Below are 20,348 nucleotides of genomic sequence, written 5' to 3'. Positions count from 1 at the left end.
GTTGATAGGCCGGATCTGGAAGCCCAGTAATGGGTGGAGGTGACCGGTACTAATAGGCCGAGGGCTTGTCCTCAGTTGCTCGCGTCCACTGTGTTGGTTCTGAAACCACGAACAGCCCCGTATGCCTCGCATACGGTGTGGCATGGTTCGACAGTTTCATAGTGTTTCGGTGGTCATAGCGTGAGGGAAACGCCCGGTTACATTCCGAACCCGGAAGCTAAGCCTTACAGCGCCGATGGTACTGCAGGGGGGACCCTGTGGGAGAGTAGGACACCGCCGAACAATTTTTAGAAAAGGCCCACGCCATCAGGCGTGGGCCTTTTTCTATTTCACCAGCTCTATTTCGCCCCTTCTCGTTTCGAGTCGAGTGCTGAATTACAGACGTCCCGCCGTCTTGAGAGCCAGATACGCATCCGCCAGTGCCGGCGCCAGCTCATCCGGCGTCGCGTCGACGACGGTGACACCGTGACGTCGGAGCTGTTCCGCGGTGCGATGACGTTCGCTTTGTGCTTGTGCGGCAGATGCGGCCGCGTAGACGGCGTCGGTGTTTCCACGGGCTTGGGCCATGCGGGAGACATGGGGGTCGCCCACGGATGCCACGAGGACGGTGTGGCGCTGGGTGAGTTGGGAGAGGACGGGAAGCAGTCCTTCTTCGACCGGGGCGGCGTCGAGGGTTGTGAGCAGCACGATCAGGGAGCGGCGTGGCGCCGTTCGGAGCGCAGTGGCCGTAAGACCGCGTGCGTCTGTTTCGACGAGTTCAGGTTCGAGTGTCGCCATCGCGTTGACCAGGGACGGCAGGACGTCACGTGCTGTGCGGCCCTGGACCAGGGCGCGTACCCGGCGGTCGTACGCGAGGAGGTCGACACGGTCGCCGGCGCGGGAGGCGAGTGCTGCCAGGAGGAGGGCCGCGTCCATGGAGGCGTCGAGGCGTGGGGCGTCATCCACACGGCCTGCTGAGGTTCGGCCGGTGTCGAGGACGACGAGGATGTGGCGGTCGCGTTCGGGGCGCCAGGTGCGTACGGCGACCGCGGACTGGCGGGCTGTGGCGCGCCAGTCGATGGAGCGGGTGTCGTCGCCGGGGACGTATTCGCGAAGGCTGTCGAATTCGGTGCCCTCGCCGCGGGTGAGCATGCTGGTGCGGCCGTCGAGTTCGCGTAGTCGGGCGAGCTTGGAGGGGAGGTGCTTGCGGCTGGTGAACGGGGGCAGGACGCGGACCGTCCAAGGGACGTTGTGGGTGCCCTGGCGGGAGAAGAGGCCGAGGGGGCCGTAGGAGCGGATTGTCACGCGGTCGGCCTGGCGGTCGCCTCGGCGGGTGGGGCGTAGCTGGGTGGTGAGGCGGCGGCGTTCGCCCGCGGGGACGGTGAGGCGGTGGCGGGAGGCCGTTGTCTCTGTGCCGGGGAGCCAGCTGCTGGGGGGCCAGGCGTCGCGGAGGTGGGCGCGGAGCGGGCGGTTGGACGGGTTGGTGACCGTCAGGGTGACGTCGGCGGTCTCTCCCAGGCGTACGGAGGTGTCGCCGGAGCGGGTCAGGCCCAGGCGGCGTACGGGGGCCGCGAGGGCGAAGTCGCAGGCGCAGGCCAGGGCCAGGGGGGCGTTCACGGCGAGGAGGCCCGTCAGGCCGGGTTCCCAGATGCCGACGGGGATCGAGCCCAGGGCCGCGAGGAGTGCGGCGCGTCCGGTGAGTGCCATCAGCGGGGGACGGGGACGTGGGCGAGGATCGCCTGGATGACGGAGTCGGGTGTCACGCCTTCCATTTCGGCCTCCGGGCGGAGCTGTACGCGGTGTCGGAGGGTGGGGAGGGCGAGGGCCTTCACGTCGTCGGGGATGACGTAGTCGCGGCCCGTCAGCCAGGCCCAGGCGCGGGAGGTCGCGAGGAGGGCCGTGGCGCCTCGGGGGGAGACGCCGAGAGTGAGGGACGGGGATTCGCGGGTGGCGCGGCAGATGTCGACGACGTAGGCCGTGATCTCGGGGGAGATCGTTGTTTTCGCGACCGCTGCTCGGGCGGCTTCCAGGTCTGCGGGGCCTGCCACCGGGCGGATGCCGGCGGCGTGCAGGTCGCGGGGGTTGAAGCCCTCGGCGTGGCGGGTGAGGACGTCGATCTCGTCCTGGCGGGAGGGGAGGGGGATGGTGAGTTTGAGGAGGAAACGGTCCAGCTGGGCTTCGGGCAGGGGGTAGGTGCCCTCGTACTCGACCGGGTTCTGGGTCGCGGCGACCAGGAAGGGGTCCGGGAGGAGGCGGGGGGTGCCGTCGACCGTGACCTGGCGTTCCTCCATCGCTTCGAGGAGGGACGACTGGGTCTTGGGGGGCGTGCGGTTGATCTCGTCCGCGAGCAGGAGGTTGGTGAAGACCGGGCCGGGCTGGAAGGAGAACTCGGCGCTGCGGGTGTCGTAGACGAGGGAGCCCGTCACGTCGCTCGGCATGAGGTCGGGGGTGAACTGGACGCGCTTGGTGTCGAGTTCTAGTGCGGATGCGAGGGCGCGGACGAGCAACGTTTTGGCGACCCCAGGGACTCCTTCTAGTAGGACGTGTCCGCGGCAGAGGAGGGCGACGACAAGGCCGGTCACGGCGGGGTCCTGGCCGACCACGGCTTTGGCGATCTCGGCGCGCAGGGCTTCCAGGGAGGCCCGGGCGGTGTCCGGATCCCCGGGGTACCCGGCGTTGTCAGTGGTCGGGGCCATCATGAACGGCGTACCTCTCTTTCGAGGGCGTCGAGTTGGTCTGCGAGGGAGACGAGGGCTGCGTCGTCGCTGGGTGGCGGGCCGAAGAGGAGCGTGGGCAGGGTCTGTCCGTCGTTGCGGAGATGCGCGGACAGAGCGGGGAGCAGGGCTTCGGGCGCGTGTGCCTGGGCGACGGGGACGCCTACGAGGGGGGCGAGGCGGGTGCGGGTGGTGGAGCGGAGAGCGGCGGCCGCGCGGTCGCGGGCGTTGGCCTTGCGGTAGAGGCGGGCGCGGCCTTCGACGGTTTCGGAGGCGCGGATCGCCACGGGGAGTTTCTCGGGTACGAGGGGGCCGAGTCGGCGTGCCCGCCAGAGGGCGGCCAGGGCTGCGGCGACGAAGAGTTGCAGGGTGCCCCAGCGCCAGCCCGAGGGGAGCAGGTCGAAGAAGCTGCGTTCGTCGTCGGCGGTCGACGTGTCGGAGAGCGAGGGGAGGTACCAGACCAGATGGGGGCGGGAGCCGAGGAGTTGGAGGGCGAGGGAGGCGTTGCCCTGTTCGTCGAGGCGGTCGTTGCGGAGAATGTCGGGCGCGCCGAGGACGACGGTGTCGCCGCCCCCGGTCGCCGGGACGCGCAGGAGGGTGGCCAGGCGCTGGCTGGGGTAGCACTCGTCGGCGTCGAGGTGGGTGGTGGTGTAGCGGATACCGCCGGTGTCGGCGGCGCCCGCGCGCCGGGCGGCGGGCAGGTCGCAGTCGGGCTCGAGCGTGGAGTCGGAGCTGGTGGCGGGGTCTGCCGTGACGTCGGGGGCGAGCCGTCCGACGGACGCGCTGCCGGGGGCGACGAGGACGGTACGGCCGCCGGATTCGGCGGTCGCGGAGTGCAGGCCGGTCTGTTGACGCTCCGTCAGCAGGTCGGGGAGGGCGACCAGGAGGGTGGCGTCGGGGCCGGCGGCGGCGCGTGCCTCGTCGAGGGTGGTGACCACGCGCGTGGACACCCCGCGGTCGGCGAGGAGTTCGGCGACGGCGCGGCTGCCGTAGGGATCGGCGGAGCGCGGGTCGAGGTTGCCGTGCCGGGCGTCGGAGCGCATCACGGCGATCGTGACGGCCGCTGCCAGGAGGGCGACGAGGGCCAGTGCGATGCCTCGGGTGCGGGTCCATACCTGGCGTGCGGTGGGCGAGGCCGAGGTGGGCGGGAGGCTGGCCTCGGTGGTCATTCGGCGGCTCCCTGGCGGGTGTTGGGGGCCGCGTTGTGGGTGCTGCTCGCGAGCTGGGGCCTGGTGCGTTCCAGGTCGCGGTCGAGTTCGGCGATGCGCTGGTACGACTGCTCGCTCGCTCTGCGGCCACCGTATGTGACGTCGTCGAAGTCGCGGGCGGCGGTGTGCAGTCGGTCCGCGCGGGAGGGCAGGGCGCGGGCTGCTTCCGCCGCGGCCTCGTCGGCGGTGCGGCCGGGGCGGATGTCGAGGAGGGCGCGTTCCTCCAGGGAGCGGACGATGGCCCGCATCCGTTCCTGGACGGCCTGGTTCCAGTGGCCCTGGGCGGCGTGTGCCTCGGCGGCCGCGCGGTGTTCGGCGGCGCTGCGGGGGCGGTCGTCGAACAGGGCGGCGGAGGAGGTGGGTTCGCGGCGCGGGGTGCCGAGGCGCCACCACAGGGCGCCCAGGACCGCGAGGACGGCCAGGATGATGACGACCAGGCCGAGCGTTCCGCCGGGGGCCGCGGTCGCGGCTGTGCCGAACAGTTTGTCGACCCAGTCCCAGAACGTGTTGAGGGCACGCTGGAACCAGCCGGGGTCGTTCTCGTGGTACAGGCGCTTGGACAGCTCGCGTCGCGCCGCCTCGCGTGCGGGATCACGCGGGACGGTGAGCGGCGGGTCGTCGCCGGAGCGCGACAGCGACAGCACGAAGGTGTCGCCGGCGCGCACGACCGCGCTCGGCATCGCCGGCAGCGATGCCGGAACTCCCCCCGTCAGGCTCACCGCATCAGCCTCCGGGCGTGGGGCCGGGAGTGCCGGAGCCGTGGTCCTGGACGCCGGCCGCGCGGGAGAGTTCGAGGTCGAGGGCCTCGCGGCGGATGCGCTGGTCGATGTAGAGGAGCACGGTGACGCCCGCGGTGATCGGGAAGGTGATCATGGCGCCGATCACCGAGCCGACGCCGCTGACGATGAGGAACGTCCAGCCGAGATCGCTTCCGCTGTTCACCAGACCGGTGAAGCCCTCGCCGTCGAGTGCGGAGGCGAGGAAGGCGAAGGGGAGGACGACGATCGAGGCGACGATGTTGGCGATGAGCGTGGCGAGCAGCTGGATGCCGAAGACACGCCACCAGGAGCCGCGGACCAGCTTCGCGGAGCGGCTCAGCGACTTCAGGATGCCCTGCTTCTCCAGCATCAGCGCGGGCGAGGCGAGGGAGAAGCGGACCATCAGCCACAGGGCGACGACGCCGGTGGCGAGGCTGCCGAGGACGGCGAGGGCCGCTCCCCCGTCGCCGGCTCCCGCGACGACGGCGAGGATGCCCGGCAGGGCTCCGACCGCGACGACGGCGAAGGCGATGAGGATCAGCAGGAAGATCAGGCCGAAGAGCTTGGCCACCTGAGGTCGGGCGTCGCGCCAGGCCTCGCCGGTGGTCACCGACTTGCCGAGGACCGCGCGGCTGGTGACCGTCGTGAGCAGGGCGGTTGCCGCGATCGTGCCGATCAGCGAGATCAGGAAGACGACACCGGTGCTGAGCATGGCGTCGCCCAGGGCGCGGGTCAGTTCGTCGACGCTGGCGCTCGGGTCTTCGAGAGCCGCGGTGCTGGCGTCGTTGAGGACCAGGCCTTCGAGGAGGATGACGACGATCTGCGTGATGACCGCGACGGTCAGGGAGATGCCCAGGACCGTGCGCCAGTAGGTGCGCATGGTGGAGACCGCGCCGTCGAGGATCTCGCCCACGCCGAGGGGGCGCAGAGGGATCACACCGGGTTTGGCCGCCGGCGGGGGGCCGCCCCAGCCGCTTCCCCAGCCGCCGTACCCGCCGTATCCGCCTTGACCGGGACCGCCGGGACCGGCCGGGGGACGGGCGCCCCAGCCCGGGCCGGGCGGTGGGGGTGGCGGGGTCTGGCCGGGGTTCGCCGGTCCGGTCGGTGCGGACCACTGGGCGGGTGGCGGCTGCTCCTTGGACCACTTCGAGCCGGGGCCCTGAGGGTCCGTGCCGGGCTGGTCCGAGGGGCCGGGGCGGTCTGCGGGCTCGGCGGGGCCGGACGCACCGGGCTCCTGCCCGTCGGAGGGGGCAGATCCGGGCGAGGCCCAGCCCGGAGTGTCTTTCATCGTCGCTCCTTCACGGTGCCCGTCCGCGGTCGCGGCGGCAGGTTGGCAGCCATCGTGCCATGGGGTGGTCGCCGGGGGACCGGGCACGGTATCGGCTGCACACCTTCAATTGTCCGCCGGACAAGGGGCAGACTGACCGCATGGCTGATCAGTACGCGCAATCCGGCGAGGACAGCAAGCCGACCGAGATACCGACGATCCGCTGGGAAGAGCCACCCGAAGGCCCCGTCGTGGTCCTTCTGGACCAGACGAGGCTGCCGGCCGAGGAGGTCGAGCTGGTCTGTACGGACGCGCCCGCGCTGGTGGAGGCGATCCGTTCGCTCGCCGTGCGCGGGGCGCCGGTGCTCGGCATCGCGGGGGCGTACGGCGTCGCGCTCGCCGCCGCGCGCGGCTTCGACGTGGACGAGGCCGCGACGGGGCTCGCGGGGGCCAGGCCCACCGCGGTGAACCTCTCCGTCGGCGTGCGGCGGGCGCAGTCCGCGTACCGGGCCGCGCTCGCCAAGAGCGGGGACGCGGGGCAGGCCGCGGTGGCGGCGCTGGCCGCGGCGCGGGCGCTGCATCAGGAGGACGCCGAGGCCAGTGCACGGATGGCGGAGCGCGGGCTGGCGCTGCTGGACGAGTTGCTGCCCGGCGGTGGGCACCGGATCCTCACGCACTGCAACACCGGTTCGCTGGTGTCGGGCGGCGAGGGAACGGCGTTCGCGGTCGCGCTCGCGGCGCATCGGGTGGGGCGGCTGAGGCGCCTGTGGGTGGACGAGACGCGTCCGCTGCTTCAGGGCGCTCGCCTGACGGCGTACGAGGCGGCGCGCAGCGGGATGGCGTACACCCTGCTCACCGACAACGCGGCGGGATCGCTGTTCGCGGCGGGTGAGGTGGACGCGGTGCTGATCGGGGCGGACCGGATCGCGGCCGACGGGTCGGTGGCGAACAAGGTGGGGAGCTATCCGCTCGCGGTGCTCGCGCGGTACCACCATGTGCCGTTCATCGTGGTGGCGCCGGTGACGACGGTGGATCCGGACACGCCGGACGGGGCGTCCATCGAGGTCGAGCAGCGCCCCGGGTTCGAGGTGACCGAGGTCGCCGCGCCGCAGGTGCCGGTGACCGGAGCGGGGGGCGGGATGCCGGTGGCGCCGCTGGGGACGCAGGCGTACAACCCGGCGTTCGATGTGACGCCGCCCGAGCTGGTGACGGCGATCGTCACGGAGGAGGGCGTGGTCTCGCCGGTGACGGCCGAGGCGTTGGAAGAGCTGTGTGCCAGGTCGCGCGAGGTGACGATCGGCTAGGGGTTCCGTGGTCGGCGCTGCCCGCGGCCGAATGCCGCGGGGCCGACCATGGGGTCAGGCTGCGCCTACGCTGGGTAGCTGACAGCCGTTACTGACATCGACGTCGCCGGACGGGGGCAGACAGTGACGACCCAGTACGACTATCGTCACGGGCCAGTGACCCTGCTCACCAGCGCCTCTGTCACTGTTATGAGAATGGGATGATGGCGTTTATGAAGGGACGAGTCCTTGTCGTCGACGACGACACCGCACTGGCCGAGATGCTCGGCATTGTGCTGCGTGGTGAAGGTTTTGAGCCGTCTTTCGTAGCCGACGGCGACAAGGCGCTGGCCGCGTTCCGTGAGTCCAAGCCCGACCTGGTGCTCCTGGACCTGATGCTGCCCGGTCGGGACGGCATCGAGGTGTGCCGCCTGATCAGGGCGGAGTCCGGGGTGCCGATCGTGATGCTCACGGCGAAGAGCGACACCGTCGATGTCGTCGTGGGCCTGGAGTCGGGTGCCGATGACTACATCGTGAAGCCGTTCAAGCCGAAGGAGCTCGTCGCCCGTATCCGGGCGCGGCTGCGGAGGTCGGAGGAGCCGGCGCCCGAGCAGCTCGCCATCGGCGACCTTGTCATCGACGTGGCCGGTCACTCCGTGAAGCGGGACGGGCAGTCGATCGCGCTGACACCCCTGGAGTTCGACCTGCTGGTCGCGCTGGCGCGCAAGCCCTGGCAGGTGTTCACCCGTGAGGTGCTCCTCGAACAGGTGTGGGGTTACCGGCACGCAGCCGACACCCGTCTGGTCAACGTGCATGTGCAGCGGCTGCGCTCCAAGGTCGAGAAGGACCCGGAGCGGCCCGAGATCGTGGTGACCGTCCGTGGGGTGGGATACAAGGCAGGACCCAGCTGACATGTCCGGAGACAGTGCCGCTTCGTCGCCCGGGCGGACCGGGGTCCGTGCGGAGCGGCCTGTCGGCCGGAAGGCGTCGGGCTCCCGCTGGGGACGCTTCTTCGAGGGCGGGCTGCTGCAGGGCGGAGTCCAGGGCAGCCCGGTCCTGAGGCTGTTCATGCGCTGGGTACGCCGGCCGCTGCTGCCCGTCATGCGGCTGTGGCGGCGCAACATCCAGCTCAAGGTCGTCGTCACCACGCTGCTGATGTCGCTGGGCGTGGTGCTGCTGCTCGGTTTCGTCGTCATCGGGCAGGTGCGCAACGGGCTGCTCGACGCCAAGGTGAAGGCGTCGCAGAGTCAGGCCACGGGCGGCTTCTCGGTGGCCAAGCAGAAGGCCGACGCGGCGGTGAGCGCGGGCGGCGACGACGCCGCGGGCGCGGACGGGCGTAGCAACCAGAACGTCAGCCAGTGGATGGGCGACCTCGTGGAGTCCCTCGCCAGCGGTGGCCAGGGTGCCTTCGACGTCGTCACGCTGCCCGCCGGCGGAGACAGCGGCGGGCGCGGTCCGCGTGCCTCCGGCAACGTCTTTCCGACGACGAGCGTGCCCCAGGATTTGCGGGACCGCGTCGACAGCAGCCTGCTCCCGGCCCAGAGCTACACCCGGATCGTGTACACCGACGGTCAGGAGTCGCAGCCCGCGCTGATCATCGGCAAGCAGGTCAACGACCCGAACAACGAGCCGTACCAGCTCTACTACCTCTTCCCGCTCACGCAGGAGGAGAAGTCGCTGAGCCTGGTCAAGGGGACGCTGGCGACGGCCGGGCTCTTCGTCGTCGTACTCCTCGGGGCCATCGCCTGGCTGGTGGTGCGCCAGGTCGTCACGCCGGTGCGGATGGCGGCCGGGATCGCCGAGCGGCTGTCCGCGGGGCGGCTTCAGGAACGTATGAAGGTCACCGGTGAGGACGACATCGCCCGGCTCGGTGAGGCCTTCAACAAGATGGCGCAGAACCTTCAGTTGAAGATCCAGCAACTGGAGGACCTGTCGCGGATGCAGCGGCGGTTCGTGTCCGACGTGTCGCACGAGCTGCGGACGCCGCTGACGACCGTACGCATGGCCGCTGACGTCATCCATGACGCGCGGGAGGACTTCGATCCGGTGACCGCGCGGTCGGCGGAACTGCTCGCCGACCAGTTGGACCGGTTCGAGTCGCTGCTCGCCGACCTGCTGGAGATCAGCCGGTTCGACGCGGGTGCGGCGGCGCTGGAGGCGGAGCCGATCGATCTGCGGGTGGTCGTGCAGCGGGTCGTGAGCGGGGCCGCGCCGCTCGCCGAGCGCAAGGGCTCGCGGATACGGGTCCTGGGCGACCAGCAGCCCGTCGTCGCCGAGGCCGACGCCCGGCGTGTGGAGCGGGTGCTGCGCAATCTCGTCGTCAACGCCGTGGAGCACGGCGAGGGCAAGGACGTCGTGGTCAAGCTGGCCGCGGCGGGCGGGGCGGTCGCGGTCGCGGTGCGCGACTACGGCGTAGGGCTCAAGCCCGGTGAGGCGACCCGGGTCTTCAGCCGCTTCTGGCGGGCCGACCCGGCACGCGCGCGTACCACCGGCGGTACGGGTCTGGGGCTGTCCATCGCCCTGGAGGACGCGCGGCTGCACGGCGGCTGGCTCCAGGCGTGGGGCGAGCCGGGCGGTGGCTCGCAGTTCCGGCTGACGCTGCCCAGGACGGCGGACGAGCCGTTGCGGGGCTCGCCGATACCGCTGGAGCCCAAGAACTCGCGCCGCAATCGTGGACTTAATGACGCCGGCTTGCCGCACGCGGGGGACGGCGAGAAGCGCGCCACTGTGCCGGTGCAGACATCGAGCGAGCCGGCGCCCCTGGCGCCGAGGTCGCCCGCCGCCCCCACCGCGGATCCGACGGCGCTGCCCGGCAACGGCGCGCGCGTGGTCCCGCGGCCCACCGGGGGAGCGCGGCCCGCGGGCGACACGGGCGTCGCGGACTCGCGGTCCTCGGATGCCCGCAACGGCGGTCCGGAGGACCGGAACAAGCAAGGGGAGGCAAGTCGTGGGCGCTGACCGCGTGGGGGGCGGCCGGCGGGGACCGGTGCGCACGGTGGTGTCGGTCGCGTGCGGCGCCGTACTGCTGGCGGGGTGTGCCTCGATGCCGGACAGCGGGGATCTGCGCGGGGTGGAGTCCACTCCGCGGCAGGACTCGCAGGTGCGGGTCTTCGCACTGCTGCCCCGGGAGAACGCCGACGCGCCGGAGATCGTGGACGGCTTCCTCGAAGCGCTGACCAGCGACGACCCCGATTTCGAGACGGCGCGGAAGTATCTGACCGAGGACGTCGCGCGTACGTGGAAGCCCGAGTCGTCGCTCACGGTGCTCGCGGACGGGCCGGACTCGTCCGAGCAGCGTTCGAGCGGCGGAGGGGAGTCGTCCGACGCCGTGTTCTCGCTGACCGGCAAGAAGGTCGCCACCGTGGACGGGCAGCAGGTGTACTCGCCCGCCGCCGGCCAGTACGACACGTCGCTGCACCTCGTGCAGGAGAAGAAGTCCAAGCAGTGGCGCATCGACAAGCCGCCCCCGGGCGTGGTCATGGGCAAGTCGGACTTCCTGCGCAACTACACGTCGGTCAACAGGTACTACTTCGCCTCGAACTCCTCGACCGAGTCGGACGGCCAGCCGGTGGCCGTCGCCGACCCCGTCTATGTGCGCAAGAAGGTCGACCCGATGACGCAGACCGTGAGTCTGCTGCTCGCCGGTCCCTCACGCTGGCTGAACCCGGTCGTCCGGTCGAGCTTCCCCACCGGTACGGCGCTGAAGAAGGGCGTCAGCCAGTTGACGCCCGACGACCAGAACCGGCTGGCGGTGCCGCTGAACGCCAAAGCGGACCGGGTCGGTTCGAAGAAGTGCCAGGAGATGGCCGCCCAGCTCCTGTTCACGCTGCGGGACCTGACCCCCACCGGGGTGAGCTCGGTCGAACTTCAGCGCTCCGACGGCACACAGCTGTGTGACCCCGTCGACGAGAGCGTCGCCGAGAACACGGTGGTGCACCAGATCGCGAAGGACGGCTACCAGTACTTCATCGACGGCAAGCACCGCCTTGTCCGGCTGGCGAGCGGGAGCACCAACCCGGAGAGCTTCGCGGCGGTTCCGGGCGCGCTCGGCGAGGGCGAGAAGGAGCTGCGGTCGGCCGCGGTGTCCCGGGACGAGCGCAAGGCGGCCGGGGTCTCCCGCGACGGCAGCGCGCTGTATGTCGGGTCGCTGGTGTCGGGGGCCTCGCTCGGCGAGCCGGTCCTGCGCAGTGACGGCAAGACCGAGAACGACCGGCTCACCACGCCCAGTTGGGACGGCGAGGGCGACCTGTGGGTGGCCGACCGCGATCCCCGCCACCCTCGGCTGCTGCTTCTGAAGAAGGGCGCGGGCGAGCCCATCGAGGTCGACACCGCGGGGCTCGACGGACGTATCGACGCGGTGCGGATGGCCGCCGACGGGGTGCGGATCGCGCTCATCGTGGAGAAGGGCAGCAAGAAGTCGCTCTTCGTCGGACGGATCGAACGGGGTGACAAGGCGAGCGGGGAGAAGCCCATCGCGGTCGTCGAACCTCGCTCGGTGGCACCGCAGTTGGTGGAGGTCACCGCCATGTCGTGGGCGGGGGACAGCCGGCTCGTGGTGGTGGGACGCGAGGTCGGTGGCGTGCAGCAGATGGCGTACGTCCAGGTCGACGGCTCCACTCCGGTGGGGTCGGCGCCCGCCGCGCTGACGGGTGTGAAGGCCCTGGCCTCGTCCGAGGACGAGCAGCAGCCGCTGATGGCGTACTCGGAGGAGGACGGCATCGTCCGGCTCCTGTCCGGGTCGAAGTGGCAGCAGGTGGTGAAGGACGGGACGGCGCCGGTCTATCCCGGATAGGGGTGGCCCGGGCCGGCCCGGGGCGGTGTGGTCCGGGTCGGTGCGGGCGGTTCCGGAGCGGGTCACGAGCGCTGCCGGGAGTTGTCCACAGGGGGTTGTCCACAGGGGTGGCCGGGCGGCGTCGGCGTTGGCACAGTGGTGGGCATGCGGGGGTGGTGGCAGGACCTCACCGATCTGGTGCTGCCGGCCGAGTGCGGAGGCTGCGGGAGGGCTCGCACGGTGCTCTGTCCGGAGTGCCGTGCCGTCCTGAGCGGGACCGTGCCGTGCCGGGTGCGACCGGAGCCGGAGCCTGCGGGGCTGCCGGCGGTGCATGCGGCTGCGCGGTACGCCGACGAGGTGCGGGCGGTGCTGCTGGCGCACAAGGAACGTGGCGCACTGACCTTGGCGGCGCCGCTGGGTGTGGCTCTGGCGGGGGCCGTGCGGGCGGGGCTGCGGGAGGCGTGGGCCGGGGGTTCGGCGGAGGGCTGCGGTGCGGTGCCGGGGCCGGGCGCTGGGCCGGCGCGGGCTGACTGGGGCTCTGCGGGGTCTGGGTGGGGCTCTGAAGGGGCTGTGCGGGGGCGCCGTGTCGTTGGTCCGGGGTGGTCCGGCGAGGGGCCTGGAGTGGCCGGTGGAGCGTTTGGAGGCCTGGCAGGGGCTGGCGCCGGGGCGGGGTGTGGCGGTGGTTCGGCGTCGGCCGGTGGCCGGGAAGCCGGGGGCGGCGGGGCGGGGTCTGTGGGTGGTGCTGCGGGGGTTGCCGGGGTTGGCGTGGGGCCGGCGGGAGACGGTTCCGGGTGTGTGCCGGTAGCCGGCGGCGCGGGGGATGGGGGCGTGCTGCTCGTCCCTGTGCCGTCCGCGCGGCGGACGGTGGGGGCTCGGGGGCATGATCCGGCGCGGCGGATCGCGCTCGCGGCGGCGGGGGAGCTGCGGCGTGGCGGGGTGGCGGCGCGGGTGGTCGGTGTGTTGCGACAGCGGCGGGCCGTGGCTGATCAGGCCGGGCTCGATGCACGGGAGCGGCTGGAGAATCTCGCGGGTGCGCTCGCGGTCGTTCCCGGTGGGGAGCGGTTGCTGCTCGGCGGTCCGGTCGTGCTCGTCGACGACCTGATGACGACGGGCGCGTCCCTGAGGGAGGCGGCGCGTGCCGTGCGGGCGGCGGTCGCGCGGGGGCGTGACGGTGGCTCGGTCTCGTACGGCTCAGCCGTAACGGCTGTGTACGGCACGGCTGCTCGGGAAGGCAGAGGGGGACGGAGGAATCGATCGGCGGAGGCGGACATGGGCGGTGGGCCCGGAATGGTGCGGACCAACCGTGCCGGTGACGTCATCTGCGCGGCTGTGGTCGCGGCGGCGCCGGGTTCTTTCGAAATAAACCGGAACTGACTGGAAACTTGCATCGTTGCAGGTAATGAGAGGGCCATTTCACCTGAACGGAGGTACGCCGCGGTAGAGGGTGACGACATCCGTCCGGGCGAGATATGTTCGGTTGTGAGGAAAGGCGCAGGCCACACCTCTCATATCCGATTGCCGTGCCGCGGGTTTTTCACAATCACCCGCCCCGGTGGAGTGGAGATCTTGCCCACGGGGGAGGAGGTGGACGTCACCGAGTCCGAGGTTCCGGGGCTCACCGGGACCTGGTGCAAAAGGGAGATGCTCCGCCAGTGGCGCGGAGTGATCCGGGAACGGAGTTCTGCGTGGACATCGTCGTCAAGGGCCGCAAGACCGAGGTGCCCGAGCGGTTCCGCAAGCACGTGGCCGAGAAGCTGAAGCTGGAGAAGATCCAGAAGCTCGACGGCAAGGTGATCAGCCTCGACGTCGAGGTGTCCAAGGAGCCGAACCCCCGACAGGCCGACCGCTGTGACCGAGTGGAGATCACGCTCCGCTCCCGCGGTCCGGTGATCCGGGCGGAGGCGGCAGCAAGTGATCCGTACGCGGCGCTCGACCTGGCGGCGGAAAAGCTCGACGCCCGGCTGCGCAAGCAGCACGACAAGCGTTACTCCCGTCGCGGCACGCGCCGGCTCACGGCGGCCGAGGTCCCCGATCACGTCCCGGGCGCTGCGACGCTCAACGGGAACGGCCACCCGGTCCACGACCAGGAGCCGGACGGCGTACCCACCAAGAAGATCGGCTCGCTGGAAGTGAAGGGCGAAGGCCCCCTCATCGTCCGCGAGAAGACCCACGTCGCCTCCCCGATGACCCTTGACCAGGCTCTTTACGAGATGGAGCTGGTCGGGCACGACTTCTATCTGTTCGTCGACTCCGAGACCAAGGAACCGAGTGTCGTCTACCGGCGGCACGCCTACGACTACGGCGTCATCCACCTCAGCACGGACCCGATGGTCGCCCAGGCGCAGCCTCCCGCGGCCGGTGGCACGCTGGGTGGCTGACGCGCCCGGCTGACGGCTGAGCGGTGCCCCTGGAGCGCGTGTGCGCCCCCAGGGGCACCGGTGTGCGACCACTTCGCGCCCGGCTCTGTCACCGCAGTGTCGTGCGGGCATGAAATCATGGCCGCATCGGCCCAACCGGTGGGCCGTTGCCTTGGGTTGGCGATGGCACATGACCAGCCACAGCCTTCAGGGGGAGGAACGATGGCGGACAGCTTCGGACCGATGCATGACGGGGATGCCGGCGACGGCGTCGTCGGCATGGGATCGGACGCGGGCTCACCACGCAAGGAGCCCATCCGTGTCCTGGTCGTCGACGACCATGCCCTCTTCCGACGGGGACTCGAGATCGTGCTCGCGGCCGAGGAGGACATCCAGGTCGTGGGCGAGGCGGGCGACGGCGCCGAGGCCGTGGACAAGGCCGCCGATCTGCTGCCCGACATCGTCCTGATGGACGTGCGGATGCCCAAGCGGGGCGGTATCGAGGCATGCACCTCCATCAAGGAGGTGGCACCCAGCGCCAAGATCATCATGTTGACGATCAGCGATGAGGAAGCCGACCTCTACGAGGCGATCAAGGCGGGCGCGACCGGTTATCTCCTCAAGGAGATCTCCACCGACGAGGTGGCCACCGCCATTCGCGCGGTGGCCGACGGGCAGTCGCAGATCAGCCCTTCCATGGCGTCGAAACTGCTCACCGAGTTCAAGTCGATGATCCAGCGGACGGACGAACGCCGACTTGTGCCCGCGCCGCGGCTGACGGACCGGGAGCTGGAGGTTCTCAAACTCGTCGCCACCGGTATGAACAACCGCGATATCGCCAAGGAGTTGTTCATCTCCGAGAACACCGTGAAGAACCATGTGCGCAACATCCTGGAGAAGCTGCAGCTGCACTCCAGGATGGAGGCCGTCGTCTATGCGATGCGGGAGAAGATCCTAGAGATCCGCTAGTGCCTTCACGAGGGGCTCGCGCAGTTCGGGTGCGTCCACCCGCTCCACGCGTACGTCTGTGCAGTCCACCCAGCTCGCCGCCTCGACCAGTGCCTGCGCCACCGCCGGAACCGCCTTCGGGCCGTCCAGGGTGACCTGCCGGGCGACGAGGGTGCGGCCCTCGCGTGCCGGGTCCACGCGGCCCACCAGACGACCGCCGGCCAGCACCGGCATCGCGAAGTAGCCGTACACCCGCTTCGGCTTGGGGACGTAGGCCTCCAGGCGGTGGGTGAAGCCGAAGATCCGCTCCGTACGCGCGCGTTCCCAGATCAGGGAGTCGAAGGGCGACAGCAGGGTCGTACGGTGGCGGCCGCGCGGCGGGGTCTCCAGGGCCGCGGGGTCGGCCCAGGCGGGCTTGCCCCAGCCCTCGACCGTGACCGGGACCAGGCCCGAGTCGGCGATCACCGCGTCGACCTGTTCGCCCTTGAGGCGGTGGTAGTCGGCGATGTCCGCGCGCGTGCCGACGCCCAGGGACTGGCCGGCGAGGCGGACCAGGGTGCGCAGGCACTCGGTGTCGTCCAGGTCGTCGTGCAGCAGGTCCTTCGGTACGGCGCGTTCTGCCAGGTCGTACACGCGCTTCCAGCCGCGGCGCTCCACGCAGACCACCTCGCCGTACATGAGCGCGCGTTCCACGGCGACCTTCGTGCCGGACCAGTCCCACCATTCGCTGGTCTTCTTCGCCCCGCCCAACTCTGTTGCGGTGAGGGGGCCTTCGGTGCGGAGTTGCTTGATGACCTGGTCGTAGGTGCCGTCCGGGAGGGCGTGGTTCCAGTGCGGGCGGTTCCTGTAGGCGCGGCGGCGGAAGGCGAAGTGGGGCCATTCCTCGATGGGGAGGATGCAGGCGGCGTGGGACCAGTATTCGAAGGCGTGGGGTCGTGCCGGAGGCGCGCCAAGGGGTGCAGTCGCCCAGTAGGCGTTCTCGACCGTCTTGCGGCCCACTGCTCCCAGGCGGGCGTACGGGATGAGTTCGTGGGAGCGGGCCAGGACCGAGATGGTGTCGAGTTGGACCGCGCCGAGGTGGCGGAGGATGCCGCGGACGCCGGCCTTGCGGTTGGGAGTGCCGAGGAAGCCCTGGGCGTGGAGGACGATGCGGCGGGCCTCGTCTGCGGAGAGCGCTGCGGTGGGGCGCGGGGTCGTCATGCTTCCGCACGATAGGAGGTGGGACTGACAGTGGGGGGTGAGCTGGGGGTTTGTTCGCACGGCGCCCAGGCGGCACGCATGCCCGCAGGCTGCGCCGGCTAGGAGGGGGCCGGCAAGTACGGGGCCGTCGACGGCAGGCCCAGGTCCGACGGGAGCAGTGAACCCACCCAGCAGTCCCGTCGTACGCCCTTGTTGTTGACCGCGGAGCGCAGGGTGCCTTCGAAGGTGAAGCCGGCGCGTCGGGCCACCGCGCGGGAGGGGGTGTTGCCCACTTCCGCGCGCCATTCGATGCGGTCGACGGCGAGGGCGGTGAAGGCCCAGCGGGCGGTTGTGGTGGTGGCCTCGGTGATGTAGCCGTTGCCGCGGTGTTCCTTGGCGGCCCAGAAGCCGATTTCCGCGACGCCGAGGGAGCGCATGGTGATGCCGAGCATGCCGACGAGTTCGCCGGAGGGCAGGAAGACACCGAAGGTGAACATGGAGTCGTCGGCCCAGCCGTCGGGGGCGAACTGCTCCGTGAAGGCCTGTGCGTGCTCGTGGAGATAGGGCGAGGGGAACTGGGAGAGCCAGCGCTGCATCTCGGGGTCCTGGGCGGCGGCGTACACGGCGTCGGTGTCGTCGGGACCGACGGTGCGCAGAACCAGGCGGCCGGTGGTGAGCGTGACGGGTTCCATCGGCCGATTCTGCTCGGGATGCGGGCGTGGACGCCATCTTTTTGCGCTGTGTGAGCGGGTGATCACACTTCGCGCAAATCGTCGGAGGAACGCGGCACCATCCGCGACCTCCGTCCGTTGTCCCCTTTGACGGAGATTTGAAGCACCGGACGGTCGGCGTCCTCGGCAGGCTCCCGGCGCGGCCGGGTCCTCGCATACGATGGCCGTTGCTCAGTCAAGTCAAATGGAAACCGACCGTCCCAGGCCCGACCGGCAAGGAGACTTACCCCCGTGTCCGTCCTCTCGAAGATCATGCGTGCAGGCGAAGGCAAGATCCTGCGCAAGCTGCACCGCATCGCGGACCAGGTCAACTCCATCGAAGAGGACTTCGTCGACCTCTCCGACGCCGAGCTGCGGGCCCTCACTGATGAGTACAAGCAGCGGTACATCGATGGTGAGACGCTGGACGACCTGCTGCCCGAGGCGTTCGCCACCGTGCGCGAGGGCGCCAAGCGCGCGCTCGGCCAGCGCCATTACGACGTGCAGATCATGGGCGGCGCGGCCCTCCACCTCGGCTACGTGGCCGAGATGAAGACCGGTGAGGGCAAGACCCTCGTCGGCACCCTGCCCGCGTATCTGAACGCGCTGTCCGGCAAGGGCGTCCACCTGATCACGGTCAACGACTACCTGGCCGAGCGCGACTCCGAGATGATGGGCCGCGTCCACAAGTTCCTGGGCCTGAACGTCGGTTGCATCCTCGCCAACATGACGCCCGCCCAGCGCCGTGAGCAGTACGCGTGCGACATCACGTACGGCACGAACAACGAGTTCGGCTTCGACTACCTGCGCGACAACATGGCGTGGTCCAAGGAGGAGCTCGTCCAGCGCGGCCACAACTTCGCGATCGTCGACGAGGTCGACTCCATCCTGGTCGACGAGGCCCGTACGCCGCTGATCATCTCCGGCCCGGCCGACCAGGCCACCAAGTGGTACGGCGACTTCGCCAAGCTGGTCACCCGCCTGAAGAAGGGCGAGGCCGGCAACCCGCTCAAGGGCATCGAGGAGACCGGCGACTACGAGGTCGACGAGAAGAAGCGCACGGTCGCCATCCACGAGTCGGGCGTCGCCAAGGTCGAGGACTGGCTGGGCATCGACAACCTCTACGAGTCGGTGAACACCCCTCTGGTGGGCTACCTGAACAACGCCATCAAGGCGAAGGAGCTCTTCAAGAAGGACAAGGACTACGTCGTCCTGGACGGCGAAGTCATGATCGTCGACGAGCACACCGGCCGTATCCTCGCCGGCCGCCGCTACAACGAGGGTATGCACCAGGCGATCGAGGCGAAGGAAGGGGTGGACATCAAGGACGAGAACCAGACACTCGCCACGATCACCCTCCAGAACTTCTTCCGCCTCTACAAGCGCCACGACCACAACGGCAAGGAACAGCCCGGCCTCTGCGGCATGACCGGTACGGCGATGACCGAGGCCGCCGAGTTCCACCAGATCTACAAGCTCGGTGTCGTCCCGATCCCGACCAACCGGCCCATGGTCCGCAAGGACCAGTCGGACCTGATCTACCGCACCGAGGTCGCGAAGTTCGAGGCGGTCGTCGACGACATCGTCGAGAAGCACGAGAAGGGCCAGCCGATCCTCGTCGGTACGACGTCGGTCGAGAAGTCCGAGTACCTCTCGCAGCAGCTCAGCAAGCGCGGCGTCCAGCACGAGGTGCTGAACGCCAAGCAGCACGACCGGGAGGCGACGATCGTCGCCCAGGCCGGCCGCAAGGGCGCCGTGACCGTGGCCACCAACATGGCCGGCCGTGGTACCGACATCAAGCTCGGCGGCAACCCCGAGGACCTCGCCGAGGCGGAGCTGCGGCAGCGCGGCCTCGACCCCGAGGAGCACATCGAGGAGTGGGCCGCGGCCCTGCCCGCCGCCCTGGAGCGGGCCGAGCAGGCGGTCAAGGCGGAGTTCGAGGAGGTCAAGGAGCTCGGCGGGCTCTACGTCCTCGGCACCGAGCGGCACGAGTCGCGCCGTATCGACAACCAGCTGCGCGGTCGTTCCGGCCGTCAGGGCGACCCGGGCGAGTCCCGCTTCTACCTGTCGCTCGGCGACGACCTGATGCGTCTGTTCAAGGCCCAGATGGTCGAGCGCGTGATGTCGATGGCGAACGTCCCGGACGACGTGCCGATCGAGAACAAGATGGTCACGCGCGCGATCGCGTCCGCCCAGTCGCAGGTCGAGCAGCAGAACTTCGAGACGCGTAAGAACGTCCTGAAGTACGACGAGGTCCTCAACCGCCAGCGCGAGGTCATCTACGGCGAGCGGCGCCGTGTCCTGGAGGGCGAGGACCTGCACGAGCAGGTGCAGCACTTCATGAACGACACGATCGACGCGTACATCAGCGCGGAGACCGCCGAGGGCTTCGCGGAGGACTGGGACCTCGACCGGCTGTGGGGCGCGTTCAAGCAGCTCTACCCGGTGAAGATCACCGTCGAGGAGCTGGAGGACGCGGCCGGCGACCGTGCCGGGCTGACCGCCGACTTCATCTCCGAGTCCATCAAGGACGACATCCACGAGCAGTACGAGGCGCGTGAGGCGCAGCTCGGCTCCGAGATCATGCGTGAGCTGGAGCGCCGGGTCGTGCTGTCGGTCCTGGACCGCAAGTGGCGCGAGCACCTCTACGAGATGGACTACCTCCAGGAGGGCATCGGCCTGCGCGCGATGGCGCAGAAGGACCCGCTGGTCGAGTACCAGCGCGAGGGCTTCGACATGTTCACCGCCATGATGGAGGGCATCAAGGAGGAGTCCGTCGGCTACCTGTTCAACCTGGAGGTCCAGGTCGAGCAGCAGGTCGAGGAGGTCCCGGTCCAGGACGCGGCGCCGTCGCTGGAGAAGCAGGACTCGGTGCCGGCGCAGGCGGGTGCGCGTCCGGAGATCCGGGCGAAGGGGCTCGACGCTCCGCAGCGCCGGGATCTGCACTTCTCCGCGCCGACCGTGGACGGTGAGGGGGGCGTCGTCGAGGGTGAGTTCGCCGACGACGACGAGCCGGTGCGGTCCGAGGCGGATGGTCTCACTCGCGCGGAGCGGCGGAAGCAGTCGCGTGGGCGGCGCCGTAAGAAGTGACGGTGTCTGTGACGCTGTAGTGGTGTGAAGGGCCGGGTCACCTGGGGTGGCCCGGTCCTTTCGTGTTCGGCCGCGTGCGTGTGG

General features: G+C 70.3%; 15 protein-coding genes, 2 rRNA genes and 1 pseudogene. 11 read left to right on the top strand and 7 right to left on the bottom strand.

The annotated features are described in order from the left end of the window. Together ACFY0U_RS05255 and rrf are read left to right on the top strand one after the other, a co-directional pair. Positions 1-73, top strand: a 23S ribosomal RNA gene (locus ACFY0U_RS05255); the annotation flags it as partial. 92 nt (positions 74-165) lie between these two features. After that, positions 166-282 (top strand): 5S ribosomal RNA (gene rrf / locus ACFY0U_RS05250). A gap of 93 nt (positions 283-375) precedes the next feature. On the opposite strand, the gene ACFY0U_RS05245 is transcribed toward rrf, so the two are convergent. The 5 genes from ACFY0U_RS05245 to ACFY0U_RS05225 are packed head-to-tail and all read right to left on the bottom strand — an operon-like array spanning position 376 to position 5,947. Then, a complete protein-coding gene (locus ACFY0U_RS05245; RefSeq protein ID WP_388630344.1) occupies positions 376-1,686 on the bottom strand; it encodes a DUF58 domain-containing protein in 1,311 nt (436 codons plus the stop codon). Further along, positions 1,686-2,675: an AAA family ATPase gene (locus ACFY0U_RS05240; protein ID WP_388630342.1), complete on the bottom strand. Its 990-nt coding sequence runs from the start codon at positions 2,673-2,675 to the stop codon at positions 1,686-1,688. The genes ACFY0U_RS05245 and ACFY0U_RS05240 overlap by 1 nt, the downstream gene beginning before the upstream one ends. Further along, positions 2,675-3,862, bottom strand: a complete 1,188-nt coding sequence (locus ACFY0U_RS05235) for a DUF4350 domain-containing protein (protein ID WP_388630339.1) — start codon at positions 3,860-3,862, stop codon at positions 2,675-2,677. Before ACFY0U_RS05235 ends, ACFY0U_RS05240 begins: the two co-directional genes overlap by 1 nt. Beyond that, positions 3,859-4,581, bottom strand: coding sequence for a DUF4129 domain-containing protein (locus ACFY0U_RS05230; protein WP_388630476.1), 723 nt, complete (start codon positions 4,579-4,581; stop codon positions 3,859-3,861). Before ACFY0U_RS05230 ends, ACFY0U_RS05235 begins: the two co-directional genes overlap by 4 nt. 43 nt (positions 4,582-4,624) lie before the next feature. Further along, positions 4,625-5,947, bottom strand: a complete 1,323-nt coding sequence (locus ACFY0U_RS05225) for a hypothetical protein (protein ID WP_388630336.1) — start codon at positions 5,945-5,947, stop codon at positions 4,625-4,627. A gap of 140 nt (positions 5,948-6,087) precedes the next feature. On the opposite strand from ACFY0U_RS05225, the gene mtnA reads away from it, so the two are divergent. From mtnA to ACFY0U_RS05185, 8 genes and pseudogenes are all read left to right on the top strand, one after another. Further along, positions 6,088-7,230, top strand: a complete 1,143-nt coding sequence (mtnA, locus tag ACFY0U_RS05220) for an S-methyl-5-thioribose-1-phosphate isomerase (protein WP_388630333.1) — start codon at positions 6,088-6,090, stop codon at positions 7,228-7,230. A 200-nt stretch (positions 7,231-7,430) separates the two neighbouring features. Beyond that, on the top strand, positions 7,431-8,120 hold the full coding sequence (gene mtrA / locus ACFY0U_RS05215; RefSeq protein WP_199812060.1) for a two-component system response regulator MtrA: 690 nt from the start codon (positions 7,431-7,433) through the stop codon (positions 8,118-8,120). A 1-nt stretch (position 8,121) separates the two neighbouring features. Beyond that, positions 8,122-10,167 (top strand): MtrAB system histidine kinase MtrB, encoded by a 2,046-nt coding sequence (mtrB, locus tag ACFY0U_RS05210; RefSeq protein ID WP_388630328.1) that lies wholly within the window; start codon positions 8,122-8,124, stop codon positions 10,165-10,167. Continuing rightward, positions 10,157-12,001: an LpqB family beta-propeller domain-containing protein gene (locus ACFY0U_RS05205; RefSeq protein ID WP_388630325.1), complete on the top strand. Its 1,845-nt coding sequence runs from the start codon at positions 10,157-10,159 to the stop codon at positions 11,999-12,001. The genes mtrB and ACFY0U_RS05205 overlap by 11 nt, the downstream gene beginning before the upstream one ends. A gap of 144 nt (positions 12,002-12,145) precedes the next feature. Continuing rightward, positions 12,146-12,442: pseudogene (locus tag ACFY0U_RS05200) on the top strand (ComF family protein); the annotation flags it as partial. Positions 12,443-12,625: 183 nt separating this feature from the next. Beyond that, complete coding sequence (locus ACFY0U_RS05195) at positions 12,626-13,354, top strand: ComF family protein (RefSeq protein ID WP_388630473.1); 729 nt, start codon at positions 12,626-12,628, stop codon at positions 13,352-13,354. Positions 13,355-13,665: 311 nt separating this feature from the next. Next, complete coding sequence (gene hpf / locus ACFY0U_RS05190) at positions 13,666-14,358, top strand: ribosome hibernation-promoting factor, HPF/YfiA family (protein WP_388630322.1); 693 nt, start codon at positions 13,666-13,668, stop codon at positions 14,356-14,358. A 201-nt stretch (positions 14,359-14,559) separates the two neighbouring features. Continuing rightward, positions 14,560-15,306, top strand: coding sequence for a response regulator transcription factor (locus ACFY0U_RS05185; protein ID WP_171148136.1), 747 nt, complete (start codon positions 14,560-14,562; stop codon positions 15,304-15,306). Here the strand turns inward: ACFY0U_RS05185 and ACFY0U_RS05180 are convergent. After that, positions 15,292-16,485 (bottom strand): winged helix-turn-helix domain-containing protein, encoded by a 1,194-nt coding sequence (locus ACFY0U_RS05180; RefSeq protein WP_388630319.1) that lies wholly within the window; start codon positions 16,483-16,485, stop codon positions 15,292-15,294. The genes ACFY0U_RS05185 and ACFY0U_RS05180 overlap by 15 nt on opposite strands. 98 nt (positions 16,486-16,583) lie before the next feature. Continuing rightward, positions 16,584-17,156, bottom strand: coding sequence for a GNAT family N-acetyltransferase (locus ACFY0U_RS05175; RefSeq protein ID WP_388630316.1), 573 nt, complete (start codon positions 17,154-17,156; stop codon positions 16,584-16,586). 270 nt (positions 17,157-17,426) lie between these two features. Here ACFY0U_RS05175 and secA point away from each other — a divergent pair, with 270 nt between their 5' ends. Further along, positions 17,427-20,264, top strand: coding sequence for a preprotein translocase subunit SecA (gene secA, locus ACFY0U_RS05170; protein WP_388630313.1), 2,838 nt, complete (start codon positions 17,427-17,429; stop codon positions 20,262-20,264). Positions 20,265-20,348: the final 84 nt, after the last annotated feature.

This window comes from Streptomyces sp. NPDC001536, from assembly GCF_042894505.1.
In the GTDB taxonomy this organism is placed as follows: domain Bacteria; phylum Actinomycetota; class Actinomycetes; order Streptomycetales; family Streptomycetaceae; genus Streptomyces.
Note: the sequence above shows the minus strand (reverse complement) of the source record. Positions and strands in the feature narration are given on the sequence as shown.